This window comes from uncultured Amnibacterium sp., assembly GCF_964245895.1.
In the GTDB taxonomy this organism is placed as follows: domain Bacteria; phylum Actinomycetota; class Actinomycetes; order Actinomycetales; family Microbacteriaceae; genus Amnibacterium.
In genome coordinates, this window is record NZ_CAXTOQ010000015.1 from 23,686 (window position 1) to 35,035 (window position 11,350).

The 11,350-nt window shown below is 76.7% G+C and carries 13 protein-coding genes and 1 pseudogene; 8 read left to right on the plus strand and 6 right to left on the minus strand.

Going from position 1 to position 11,350, the window contains the following annotated elements; translation table 11 throughout:
* The first annotated feature begins 36 nt into the window (after positions 1 to 36).
* On the plus strand, positions 37 to 522 hold the full coding sequence (locus tag ACFE60_RS04015; protein WP_375387561.1) for a sigma-70 family RNA polymerase sigma factor: 486 nt from the start codon (positions 37 to 39) through the stop codon (positions 520 to 522).
* A complete protein-coding gene (locus tag ACFE60_RS04020) occupies positions 519 to 1,220 on the plus strand; it encodes an anti-sigma factor family protein (protein ID WP_375387548.1) in 702 nt (233 codons plus the stop codon). Before ACFE60_RS04015 ends, ACFE60_RS04020 begins: the two co-directional genes overlap by 4 nt.
* On the opposite strand, the gene ACFE60_RS04025 is transcribed toward ACFE60_RS04020, so the two are convergent.
* Positions 1,217 to 1,981 (minus strand): MBL fold metallo-hydrolase, encoded by a 765-nt coding sequence (locus ACFE60_RS04025; protein WP_375387549.1) that lies wholly within the window; start codon positions 1,979 to 1,981, stop codon positions 1,217 to 1,219. The two genes, ACFE60_RS04020 and ACFE60_RS04025, sit on opposite strands and share 4 nt — an antisense overlap.
* A 4-nt stretch (positions 1,982 to 1,985) precedes the next feature.
* Entirely contained in the window at positions 1,986 to 2,795 is an 810-nt protein-coding gene (locus ACFE60_RS04030) for a DUF1206 domain-containing protein (RefSeq protein ID WP_375387550.1), read from the minus strand.
* Between the two features lie 113 nt (positions 2,796 to 2,908).
* On the opposite strand from ACFE60_RS04030, the gene ACFE60_RS04035 reads away from it, so the two are divergent.
* Positions 2,909 to 3,667 (plus strand): hypothetical protein, encoded by a 759-nt coding sequence (locus tag ACFE60_RS04035; protein WP_375387551.1) that lies wholly within the window; start codon positions 2,909 to 2,911, stop codon positions 3,665 to 3,667.
* Positions 3,668 to 3,706: 39 nt separating this feature from the next.
* Positions 3,707 to 4,165, plus strand: a complete 459-nt coding sequence (locus ACFE60_RS04040) for a GNAT family N-acetyltransferase (protein ID WP_375387552.1) — start codon at positions 3,707 to 3,709, stop codon at positions 4,163 to 4,165.
* Here the strand turns inward: ACFE60_RS04040 and ACFE60_RS04045 are convergent.
* The 3 genes and pseudogenes from ACFE60_RS04045 to ACFE60_RS04055 all read right to left on the minus strand — a co-directional run bounded on the left by ACFE60_RS04045 (position 4,120) and on the right by ACFE60_RS04055 (position 6,079).
* Positions 4,120 to 4,782: a DUF6596 domain-containing protein gene (locus ACFE60_RS04045; RefSeq protein WP_375387553.1), complete on the minus strand. Its 663-nt coding sequence runs from the start codon at positions 4,780 to 4,782 to the stop codon at positions 4,120 to 4,122. The two genes, ACFE60_RS04040 and ACFE60_RS04045, sit on opposite strands and share 46 nt — an antisense overlap.
* A gap of 176 nt (positions 4,783 to 4,958) precedes the next feature.
* A pseudogene (locus ACFE60_RS04050) lies at positions 4,959 to 5,381 on the minus strand (sigma factor); the annotation flags it as partial.
* Complete coding sequence (locus tag ACFE60_RS04055; RefSeq protein WP_375387554.1) at positions 5,378 to 6,079, minus strand: YciI family protein; 702 nt, start codon at positions 6,077 to 6,079, stop codon at positions 5,378 to 5,380. The pseudogene ACFE60_RS04050 and the gene ACFE60_RS04055, both read right to left, overlap by 4 nt.
* Before the next feature lie 107 nt (positions 6,080 to 6,186).
* Here ACFE60_RS04055 and ACFE60_RS04060 point away from each other — a divergent pair, with 107 nt between their 5' ends.
* The 3 genes from ACFE60_RS04060 to ACFE60_RS04070 all read left to right on the plus strand — a co-directional run bounded on the left by ACFE60_RS04060 (position 6,187) and on the right by ACFE60_RS04070 (position 9,688).
* Positions 6,187 to 6,912, plus strand: a complete 726-nt coding sequence (locus tag ACFE60_RS04060; protein ID WP_375387555.1) for a hypothetical protein — start codon at positions 6,187 to 6,189, stop codon at positions 6,910 to 6,912.
* 67 nt (positions 6,913 to 6,979) lie between these two features.
* Complete coding sequence (locus ACFE60_RS04065; RefSeq protein ID WP_375387556.1) at positions 6,980 to 7,798, plus strand: alpha/beta fold hydrolase; 819 nt, start codon at positions 6,980 to 6,982, stop codon at positions 7,796 to 7,798.
* Between the two features lie 75 nt (positions 7,799 to 7,873).
* Positions 7,874 to 9,688, plus strand: coding sequence for a family 43 glycosylhydrolase (locus ACFE60_RS04070; protein ID WP_375387557.1), 1,815 nt, complete (start codon positions 7,874 to 7,876; stop codon positions 9,686 to 9,688).
* Between the two features lie 63 nt (positions 9,689 to 9,751).
* Here ACFE60_RS04070 and ACFE60_RS04075 read toward each other — a convergent pair whose 3' ends face one another.
* Positions 9,752 to 9,955, minus strand: coding sequence for a cold-shock protein (locus ACFE60_RS04075; protein WP_375387558.1), 204 nt, complete (start codon positions 9,953 to 9,955; stop codon positions 9,752 to 9,754).
* 161 nt (positions 9,956 to 10,116) lie between these two features.
* Here ACFE60_RS04075 and ACFE60_RS04080 point away from each other — a divergent pair.
* The coding region (locus tag ACFE60_RS04080; protein WP_375387559.1) for an L-serine ammonia-lyase at positions 10,117 to 11,350 on the plus strand (1,234 nt) is incomplete at its 3' end.

The window sequence follows — 11,350 nt, forward strand, 5'->3', positions numbered from 1 at the left end:
GCGGAAGGCGAGGTGGGCGTGGACGGCGAGGAGGCGATGCTGCGCACGCTGACCGACGAGCACGGGCCCGACCTGTTCCGCTACGTGCTGCGGCAGACGCGGGACCGCGAGCTGGCCGAGGACATCGTGCAGGAGACGCTCGCGCGGGCCTGGCGTCATCCCGGGCGCATCGCCGCCGGCCGGGACGCGGCGCGCGCCTGGCTGTTCACCGTCGCGCGGAACCTGATCATCGACGACGCGCGCAGCGCCCGCCGGCGTCGCGAGGTCGGCGTCGACGAGGTGCCGGAGCGGCCCGCGCCCGACGACACCGAGGCCGTGCTCGACCGGATGCTCGTCGCGGACGCGCTCGGCTCCCTCTCCCCTGAGCACCGCGCCGCGATCGTCGAGGCGCACTACCTCGGCCGACCGGTCCGGGAGATCGCGGAGCGGGAGGGCATCGCCGAGGGCACCGTGAAGTCGCGCCTCCACTACGGCATGAAGGCGCTGCGGCTGGCGCTGCAGGAGCGGGGGGTGACCCGGTGAGCGACCCGATCCACGAGTGGGACGGCGCCTACGTGCTGGGTGCGCTCTCCCCCGACGACCGTCGCCGGTTCGAGGCGCACCTGGCGGACTGCTCGGCCTGCTCCCGCTCGGTCCGCGAGCTGGCGGGCCTGCCGGGCATCCTCGGCCGGCTCGACCGGGACGAGGCGCTCGCGCTGCGCGACCTGCCGGACGACAACGCGCTGCGGAACGAGGCGCACGCTCCGGGCCGGGCGGCCGGCGTCGCGCGGCGGGTGCGTCGTCGTCGCCTATCTCGGCTGCTCGCCGCGGCGGCGCTCGCCCTCGTGCTCGTCGGCGGCTCGGCCGCCGGGTGGTCGATCGCCCGCTCCCTGCAGCCCGGCGACGGAACCGCCGTCGCCGAGCACCGGCTGACCGCGGTCGGCGCCTCGCACCTCTCCGCGGACCTCACGGTCACGCCGGTCGGCTGGGGCACCCGGATCGACTGGTCCTGCGACTACCGCGCGCCCGGCGGGTCGTCGGCCGGCGGGTACGCGCCGACCAGCTACAGCCTGGTCGTCACGACCGACGCCGGCACCACCTCCACGGTCGCGACCTGGACGTCGGACGCGGGCGAGGCGAAGGGGCTCGTCGCGGCGACGGCGATCCCGGTCGACACCATCGCGTCCATCGACATCCGGGTCACGGGCACGAGGACCCCGCTGGCCGAGACGACGTTCTAGCCGCGGCGCTGCCGCTGCCGGTCCCACTCCGCGGCGTTGTCCGGGTCGGCCGTCCGCGCATCGAGCGTCGGAGGGGAGCCGCGGTCGAGCGCATCGAGCCAGCGCAGGTCCGCCGCCAGGCGGGCGGAGCCGTCGGCGGTCACCGAGCCGTGCCCCGGGACCACGAACCGCGCGCGGCGGACGAACGGCTCGAGCGCGGCGAGGCCCGCCCGGTAGGCACCGCCGTCGGCGTCGCCGGAGGCGATCAGCGGCACCTCGACGTCGCTCAGCAGGTCGCCCGCGAGCAGCACCCGCTCGCGCGGCAGCCAGAAGGCGGTGTGCCCCGCATCGTGCGCGCCGGTGACGATCGCGCGCACCTCCTGGCCCGCCCACGGCACCCCGTCCCCGGTCAGCGCCCGCACCGGGGGCCGCTCGGCGTAGAGCGTCAGCGGGTAGCCGGGGCCGAGCTCCGCGAGCATCGCCGGCCAGCCCTGCCCGGCACGCGCGGCGGTCGGCGCCGAGCCCCACCGCGGCACGTCCGGCAGCGTGCGGTGCCACAGCACGTGGTCGTAGTGGCCGTGCGTCGACAGGCCGCCCGCGAGCCGCAGCCGCAGCCGCCGCAGGTCGGCGGCGAGCCCCTCGAGGTCGTCCGGCGTCCAGGCAGGGTCGACGAGCAGCGCCTCCCGGCGCGGGCCGAGGACGACCGTCGAGGTGGTGCGCCACCGCCGGCTCGTGGCGACCAGCAGGGTGCCGGTGAGCGGGCGGAGCCGACGGAGGATCACGGGGTCAGTCGAGCTTCGCGAGCCGGGCGCGGAACACCGAGTAGACGCCGGAGGCGATCCAGCCGACACCGATCGCGATCAGGACGACCTTCCCGAACGGCAGATCCGCGAACGACCGCAGCGCGCCGTCGAGCCCCGACGCCTCCTTCGGGTCGGCCTGGACCGCCGCGATCACGAACAGCACGCCGACGACCGCGATGGCGACCCCTCGCGCCGCGTACCCGACCCGGCCGAGCAGGACCACGGCCCGGCCCGCCTCCCCCGGCGGCACCGAGATGGTCTTCACGAACCGCTTCGCGACGCCCTGGTAGACCAGCGCGCCGCCCCCGACGACGACCGCGATGCCGACGATCGCGAGCAGGACCTGCCCGCCCGGCAGGTCGAGCAGCGTCGCGCTCCCCTGCTTGGTGGTGCCGCTGGAGCTGCTGCCCGAGCCGAGCGCGACCCGCAGCGCGGTCACCCCGACGGCGCCGTAGACGACGGCCTTGCCCCACGACTTCAGCCTCGCCTTCCACGCCTCCTTCGCGTCCGGGTCGCGCTCGAGGATCCCGTCGAGGACCAGCCACAGGGCGAGCAGCAGGCCGCCGATCGCGGCGAGCCACACCACGATCGCGCCGCCCGGCGCCTTCGCCAAGGACTCCAGCGCGCCGGACTGGTCAGCCGACCTCCCGCCGCCCTGCACCGCGACCTGGATGGCGAGCACGCCCACGAGCGCCTGCACGATCCCGCTCGCCGCGAAGCCGGAGCGCGCCGCTCCGCGGAACCAGGTGCTGTCCTTGGCCCGCTCCGCTGTCCCCCGCGCCTGACCCGACATGCCGTCGCTCCCGTCCCGGCGCGCCGTCGCGCTCGACGGCCACACCGTACGACAGGCGGCGGAGGACGCGCCCGGCGACCGCGGGACCAGGCGGGACGGAGGACAGTGGACCCGTGACGGGCGGCGAGCATGATCCGGCGGACGACCTCCGGCGGCGCCTGTACGCGCCAGGGGCGTCGGCCGCTGACGTGGCCCGCTACCGCACGCTCGCGGGTCCCGAACCCGAGCCGGGGACGGCGGCGCCCTCGCCCGACCCGCGGCCCGACCCGCCGGCCCGGCGTCGCCGCACCGCGCTGCTCGCGGCCGGCGGGCTGCTGACCGCGCTCGCCGTCGGGGCCGCCGGCATCGCCGTGGCGGGCGGACGCGGACCCGACCCAGCGGCGACCAGGACGCCGCCAGCGGTCGCGGTGCCGGTGCAGACGACGCTGCCGATCGAGGTCGCCGCCCGGGTCGGCTTCGTCCGGGCGCTCGCGAGCGGCGGCGACGCGGGGCTGCTGCAGTTCTTCCTGGACAACCCCGACGCGCGGCCGGACGCGATCCGCACCATCTCCCGCGCGGCCAGCGACGAGTACCACGGCACCGGCTCCGGGACCATCGCGCTCGAGCCCTCGGCGCTCGCCGAGCGCGGCGGCCGGATGACGGTCCTCGTCGTGCTGGACGACGCCGCGAAGTTCGAGTGGCGGGCCACGCGCCTCGCCCAGTCCAACGACCGGAGCGGTCCAGAGGTGCCGGTCGACCGCCGGTCCGGCCTCCTCCAGCCGGGCGAGGTCGGCACGACCACGATCGCCTACCGCAGCGGCGCCCCCACGAGCCTCCTCGTCCTGGTGGGCGAGGGCGTTCGCTGGGGCGCCGTCGTCGTGTTCACGGACTGAGCGCCGGGCGGCGAGCCGGCCCGCTCCTACGCTGGTCCGGTGCTCGACCTCCGCCCCGCCCGCCTCGACGACCCGGACGCGCTGCTCCTGATCGACGAGGTGCAGCGGTACTACGTCGGGCTCTACGGCGGCGAGGACCACGACCCGATCGACGCCGACGAGTTCATCGCACCGCACGGGCGCTTCCTGCTCGGGTCCGCGGACGGCGAACCGGTCGCGATGGGCGGCTGGTCGTTCCTGCACGGCTCCCCCGCCGACGCCAAGGTGCGGCGGATGTACGTGCGCCCGCAGGCGCAGCGGCGCGGCTTCGCTGGCGCGCTGCTGGAGGCGCTCGAGCAGGACGCGAGGGCGGCGGGCGCCGAGCGCACCGTGCTCGCGACCGGCCTCCCGCAGGCGGACGCGATCGCCTTCTACCGGTCGCGCGGCTACACCGACATCCCGCCGTTCGGCTTCTACGCGGACGAGGTCGGCGGCGTCTTCCTCGCCAAGCCGCTCTGAGCCGCGGGCGCGACCTCCCGCAGCCGGCGCTGCAGGTGCCGCCGCTCCGCCTCGTTCCGCACCAGCGCGAGCGCCTCGCGGTACGCCCCGGCCGCCTCCGCCAGGCGGCCTGCGCGCCGGAGCAGGTCCGCCTCGGTCGCTGGCGGGGACGCCTCCTCCGCGAGCGCGCCGGAGACCCGGAGCGCGCGCACCGCGGCGAGCCCCGCGTCCGCGCCCCGCGCGTTCCCGACCGCCACCGCTCGGGCCAGCTCGACGTAGGGCGAGCCGGTCAGCGCGAGCAGCGCGTCGTAGGCGGTGACGACCGCCTCCCGGTCCGCGGCGGGGCCGCGCGCGTGCTCGGCGGCGATGCGGGCCTGCAGCCGGTAGGGGCCGGGCGCGGCGGAGCCGCGCTCCACGACCGCGAGCACCGCGGCCGCCTCCGCGATCGCCGCGGCGTCCCAGCGGTCCCGGTCCTGCTCGTCGAGCGGCACGATCGCGCCCTGCTCGTCCGTCCTCGCCGCGCGCCGCGAGTCCTGCAGCAGCTCGAGCGCGAGCAGGCCGAGCACCTCGTCGTCCGGCAGCAGGCGCGCGAGCACCCGGGTGAGCCGGATCGCCTCGCCGGACAGCGCGGGGCGCATCGCGTCGCCGCCGCCTGCCGCGCGTACCCCTCCGTGAACAGCAGGTACAGCACCGCCAGCACGCCCGGCAGCCGCTCCTCGAGCAGCGCGCCGCTCGGCACCCGGTACGGGATGGCGGCGACGCGGATCTTCGTCCGGGCGCGGACCAGACGCTTCGCCATCGCCGGCTCCGCGACGCCGAACGCCGCCGCGATCTCCGCGACGGTCAGCCCGCACAGGGTCCGCAGGGTCAGCGCGACGCGCGCCTCCACCGGCAGCGCCGGGTGGCAGCAGGTGAAGATCAGCCGCAGCCGGTCGTCGGGCACGTCGTCGGGCTCCACCTGGCTCCCCTCCTCCGCCGCGACCGTCCCGAGGGCGCCGAGCAGCCGCGCCTCCCGGCCGGCGCGGCGGAGGCGGTCGAGCGCGCGGTTGCGGGCGACGGCGGTGAGCCACGCGCCCGGCTTCGCCGGCACGCCGTCGCGCGGCCACGCGACCGCGGCCACCGCGAACGCGTCCTGCGCCGCGTCCTCCGCCGTCTGCCAGTCGCCCGTGAGGCGGACGAGGGTGGCGACGACGCGCCCCCACTCGTCCACGAACGCGGCGCTCAGCGCATCGGTCATCCGGCGACGAGCGGGCGGATCTCGATCGTGCCGATGCGGGACGTCGGGTGCGTCTCCGCGAGCCCGATCGCCTCGTCCAGGTCCGCGACCCGCACGAGGTCGATGCCGGCGATCTGCTCGGTCAGCTCCGCGAACGGCCCGCGGGTCACCAGCAGCTCGCCGTCCCGCCTGCGGACGACCGCGCCCGCCTCCGGCTCGTCGCGGAGGCGGTGCCCGCCGAGCGTCACCCGGCGCCGCGCCACCTCCCTGACCCACTCCGTCGGGTCGGTGCCCTCCCGGGTCGCGGTCCGCAGCAGGTCGTGATCGGGGACGTGGAGGAACAGGTAGTCCACGCCGTCGGGGTCCGGCTCGGCGGGCGCGTCCTCGCCCGGCACGAAGTCCTCCCACACCTCCCGCACCTCCAGGGCGCCGAACGCCGCGACGGGGTGCTGCGCGGCCGAATCGATCGCGGCGTCCAGGTCCTCCGCCTCGAGCAGGTCGTAGCCGGCGACGGCCTCGCGCTGGTGCAGCGCGGGACCGTCGGCGACGAGCGTCGCGCCGTCGCGGACCCGCACGGTGGTGGCCGAGGACGGGTCCTCGGCGGGTGCGCCGCCGAGGCGCGTGCCGGTGCGCCGCCCCTCCTCCACCCAGGGGTCGACGTCCGAGTCCGCCGGGACGGGCAGGTCGGGGTCGACGCGGACGAGCATCACGAACAGCACGGGTGCCTCCTCGCTGCGGCGCCGGGCGCGCCGCCACGAGTACGACGATCAGCAGACCCGAACGAGGACAGGTCGCGCAACTGCCGTTCCGCGCCCACACTGGTCCGATGCCTGGCGACGATGCGGACGCGCTGCGCCGCCGGCTCTACGGGCCGGACGCCTCGGCCGAGGACGTCGCCCGGTACGAGGCCGTCGCGACGGACGCGGTGGCCGCGGTCGCGCCGATCGCCGACGCGCCCGACCGGCCGGCGCCCCGCTCGCGCCGGCCACGCCGCCGTCTGACGCCGGTGGTCGTCGTCGCGGTCGCCGTGGTGGTCGCGGCGATCGGCGTCGCCGCGCTGCGCGTCGGGGAGGGGCAGCGGCAGGGCGGCATCCGCGCACCGCAGGTCGCCTCGTCGGACCGCAGCGACCGGGAGGGGTTCCAGCAGAACCTCGCGGAGGGCCGCGAGGCGGGCATCGCCGCGTACCTGGTGACCCACCGCTCCCCCGAGGCGCTCAGCGGCGCCACGCGCTACTTCACGATCGAGAAGGCGGGCACGGGTACCGTCGACCTCCCGCTCGCGCCGGTGCCGGCCGACACGGTGCGGGGGCGGGCGACGGTGCTGCTGGTGCTCGGCGGCGACGCCGTCGCCGCCTGGACGACCTACCGGCGGCAGGTCGACTCGGCGGGCGAGCAGCAGTGGATCCGGCAGACCGCCCGCGGCGGGGAGCAGGCGGCCGGCGTGCTGACGATCACGACCTTCCGCTACGACGCGGGCGACCGGCCGGTGCGGCTCGCCGTCGACGTCGACGACGGCGTCCGCTGGGGCGTCGCGGTCGTCTTCAGCGACTGAAGGCGTGCCTGGATCCGGTGCAGGATCGGACCAGGACCAGGACCAGGACCAGGACGAGGAGGTGCGCGTGCCGGCTTCGGCGGAGCCCGTCGAGATCGCCACCCGGGCCGGCACGGTCGCCGTGCACGGCTTCGGCGCCGGCCTGCCGACCCTGCTCTGGCATGGGCTCTACGCGGACGGGTCGAGCTGGGGCTACCTCATCCCGGCGCTGCTGCCCGGCCGGCGCCTGCTCGTCGTCGACGGGCCGGGCTGGGGACGCAGCGGCCGGCTCGCCCGGGGCGCCGGCCCGGAGGCGGTGCTGGACGCCGCGCGGCAGGTCGTGGAGACCCTGTCCCCCGGCTCGCCCGTCGACTGGGTAGGGTCCGGCTGGGGCGGCCGGGTCGGCCTCGAGCTCGCGGCCGGCTCCCCCGCCCTCATCCGCACGCTCGTCGCCGCGATGGCGGACCCCGGCCCGATGCCGCGGGAGGAGCGGCGGCGCGTGCGGCGCACGCTGCGGCGCCTCCGAGTCGTCGGACCGGTCGGTGCCGTCGGCCGCGCGATCGTCGCCGACCAGCTGTCGCGGCCGTCGGGAACCGAGCCGCAGACCGTCGGCGCCGTGCTCGACGCGCTGCTGCTCGCCGGCCGCCTGCAGGCCGCCCGCTCGGTCGCCCGGTTCGACGTGGGCCGCCCCGACCTCACCGCGCTGCTGCCGCGCGTCACCGCGCCCGTGCTCATGATCGCCGGCGACGGGACGAGCGGCTGGCCGGCGGCGCGGGCGGCGGAGGCGGCCGCGCTCGCACCCCTCGCGCGGGTCGAGGAGATCCCCGGCACCCGCACGCTCGTCCCGCTCGACCGGCCGGGCGCGCTGAGCCGGGCGATCCTCCGCTTCTGGGCGCAGCTCGAGTAGCCCGGGACGGAGCCGCCTGTCAGGTCCTGCTGGCACCCTGCCCGCACCCGTCCCCCGATGCCGTGGGAGGCCCACGTGGCCCGCTTCCTGCCCTCCGTCCTGATGCTCGCGCTGATCGCCGGCGCGCTCGCCGCGCCCGCCGGCGCCGATGCCGCGCCGCGAGGAGGAGGGGGCGGTGGCGGCCCGACCTTCACGAACCCGCTCGACCTGCGGCTGCCGGACGGCCAGCGGGCGGAGAACTGCGCGGACCCGGACGTGACCAGGGGTGTCGGCGGCGACCGCGGCTGGTACCTGTACTGCACGAGCGACGCGATCGACCCGACGGAGGCGGACGCGAAGGGCGAGCCGGTCCAGCACCTGATCCCGACCTACCGGTCGACCGACCTCGTGCACTGGACGTACGCCGGGGACGCCTTCACCACCAGGCCGTCGTGGGTCGCGGCGGACGCCGGCCTCTGGGCGCCCGAGATCCAGCACCGCGACGGCCGCTGGTACCTGTACTTCACGGCTCCGGAGACGACGCTGCCCGGCGGCGGGTCCGCGATCGGCGTCGCGACGAGCGCCTCGCCGACCGGTCCATGGAAGGCGACCGGGAAGCCCGTCGTCGCGCCGGCCGACAACCCGACGGCGCCGGGCGAGCCGCGCTGGACGTTCGACCCCGAGGTGCTGACCGTCGGCGCGAAGCGGTACCTGTACTTCGGCAGCTACTTCGGCGGCCTGTTCGTGCGCGAGCTGTCCGCGGACGGGCTGTCGACCGCGGCGTCGACCGAGCGGCGCATCGCGATCGCGAACCGCTACGAGGGCGCGAACGTCGTCCGGCGCGGCGACTGGACCTACCTGCTCGCCTCCGCGACGAACTGCTGCGCCGGACCGCTCACCGGCTACAGCGTGTTCGCCGCGCGGTCCCGCAGCCCGCTCGGGCCGTTCGTCGACGCGGACGGCCGGTCGGTGCTCGCGGCGAAGGTCGGCGGAACCCCGGTGCTCAGCCAGAACGGGAACCGCTGGGTCGGCGCGGGCCACGAGTCGGTGCTCACCGATGCGGCCGGGCAGGACTGGATGGCGTACCACGCGGTCGACCGCACGGACCCCTACGTCGCCGGCACCACCGACTACACGAAGCGCGCGGTGCTGCTGGACCGGGTCGACTGGCGCGGCGGCTGGCCCGTCGTCCGCGCCGGGCGGGGGCCGTCCGACTCCCCGCAGCCCGCCCCCGCGGCGCAGCCCGGGCAGCGGGACCGCGGCCGGACGGCGCCGCCGGACGCGGAGCACCCGGGTCGGGCGATCGCCGCGCTGTCCGACGACTTCCGCGGCACGGCCCTCACCGACCGCTGGTCGTGGATCCGGAAGCCGGCGGCGAGCACCTGGTCCGTGTCGGGCGGCGCGCTGCGCTGGCGCACCCAGGACGCGGACATCCACCCGCCCACGACGCCGGCCGCCTCCGTGCTGACCGAGGCGGCGCCGGCGGGCGACTACGTGGTGACGGCCAAGGTGCGCACGACCGTGCCGGACACGGGCGACGACCACAACTACGTGCAGGGCGGCCTGCTCGTGCGCGGCAGCGACGGCCACTACGTGAAGCTCGCGGTGTCCTCGATCTTCGAGACCAGGCAGACCGAGTTCGGGGTGCAGGACTCGGCGGGCTCCCCCTCCTACGGCAACGGCGTCGTCGGGCCGGTCGGGGACACCTGGACCTGGCTGCGGATCACCCGGCACGTCGTGGCCGGCGAGGTCGCCTACACCGCCGCGACGAGCGTCGACGGCCGCACCTTCCGGACCGGCGGCACCTGGACGGCCGACCTCGGCGCCGCCCCGCGCATCGGCCTGGTGTCGATGGGCGGCGCCGGGTTCACGACCGTGTTCGACTCGGTGGAGGTGCGGGCGCTCCGCTGATCCAGCCGGGATGCAGGACGGCCCCCGTGCGATGCACGGGGGCCGTCCTTGTGTCTCTGAGACCTACAGGGCGCGGATGTTCGCGGCCTGCGGGCCGCGGTCGCCCTGCGCGACGTCGAACTCGACGCGCTGGTTCTCCTCCAGGCTGCGGAAGCCGCGGCCCTGGATGGCGGAGAAGTGCGCGAACAGGTCGGCGCCGCCGTCGTCGGGGGCGATGAAGCCGAAGCCCTTGTCGCCGTTGAACCACTTCACGATTCCGGTAGCCATCTGCATCTCCTTCTGTCGAACTCGCGCGACGCGGTGATCCGCGCCGGCACACCACGCTGCACGCACGTGTCCGAGTTCGCCGGGGACCCCGGGAGAGCTTGAACCAACCGCAGAACAACAACCAATGCCCCTCCAGCCTAGGCCCCGCGTACGGTGGACGGGTGCGGGAGGTGCCGATGACCGATGCGGCGCGCGGCGTCTACCGATCCGCTCTGGAGCAGTTCCGGATCGGGATCGGGCCGTCCTCCTCCCACACCGTCGGCCCCATGCGGGCCGCGCACGACTTCGCGGCGCGGCTGCTCGGGGTCCGCGGTCCGATCGCGCGGGTGCGGATCCGGCTGCTGGGCTCCCTCGGCGCGACCGGCATCGGGCACGGCACGCCCGACGCCGTCGTGGCCGGGCTCGCGGGGCTCGAGCCGACGACCTGCGACCCGGATGCGGTCCGCGGCCGGTGGCGGGGCCTCGACGGCACGCCCGTGCGGATCGGCGGCCACGACGTGCCGCTCGCGCGCGCCGACGTCGAGCTCGCGCCGCTCACCCGCCTCCCCCGGCACCCGAACGCGCTCGAGTGCCGGGCGCTCGCCGCCGACGGCACCGTGCTCGCGGCGGAGACGTACTACTCGATCGGCGGCGGCGTGGTGGAGCGGGAGGGGGCGGCGGACGCCGGTCCGGCCGCGATCACGCTGCCGCACCCGTATCGCACGGCGGTGCAGCTGCTCGCGATGGCCGCGGCGGACGGCACGGACGTCGCCGGGATCGCGTTCGCGAACGAGCGCGCGCTGCGCCCGGAGGCGGAGGTGCTGGCGGGCCTCGACGCGATCTGGACGGCGATGACCGCCTGCATCGACGCGGGGCTCACCACCGAGGGCGAGCTGCCGGGCGGCCTGCGCGTGCGTCGCCGCGCACCCGGCATCGCGGCCCGGCTGCTCGCCGACGTCGACGCGACCCGGGAGGGCGTCGACTGGCTCGACGCGGTCGCGATGGCCGTGAACGAGGAGAACGCGGCGGGCGGGCGCGTCGTCACCGCGCCGACGAACGGTGCGGCGGGCATCGTGCCCGCGGTGCTCGCGCACGCCGTCGCGCGCCTCCGCCCCGACGCGGGCCCCGAGCAGCGGACGCTCGTCCGCCGGTTCCTGCTCACCGCCGCTGCCGTCGGCTCGCTGTACTCCGGCAACGCCTCGATCAGCGGCGCGGAGTGCGGCTGCCAGGCGGAGGTGGGCTCCGCGTCCTCCATGGCGGCCGCGGGCCTGTGCACGGTGCTGGGCGGCACGTCAGCGCAGGTCGAGAACGCCGCCGAGATCGCGATGGAGCACAACCTCGGCCTCACCTGCGACCCCGTCGGCGGCCTGGTGCAGGTGCCGTGCATCGAGCGGAACGCGATGGGCGCCTCCAAGG

Bases quoted from the DNA above. Each gene is read 5' to 3' on its own strand.
- ACFE60_RS04060 (WP_375387555.1), top strand. From the start codon at position 6,187: ATGCCTGGCGACGATGCGGACGCGCTGCGCCGCCGGCTCTACGGGCCG.
- ACFE60_RS04075 (WP_375387558.1), bottom strand. From the start codon at position 9,955: ATGGCTACCGGAATCGTGAAGTGGTTCAACGGCGACAAGGGCTTCGGC.
- ACFE60_RS04045 (WP_375387553.1), bottom strand. From the start codon at position 4,782: ATGCGCCCCGCGCTGTCCGGCGAGGCGATCCGGCTCACCCGGGTGCTC.
- ACFE60_RS04030 (WP_375387550.1), bottom strand. From the start codon at position 2,795: ATGTCGGGTCAGGCGCGGGGGACAGCGGAGCGGGCCAAGGACAGCACC.
- ACFE60_RS04015 (WP_375387561.1), top strand. From the start codon at position 37: ATGCTGCGCACGCTGACCGACGAGCACGGGCCCGACCTGTTCCGCTAC.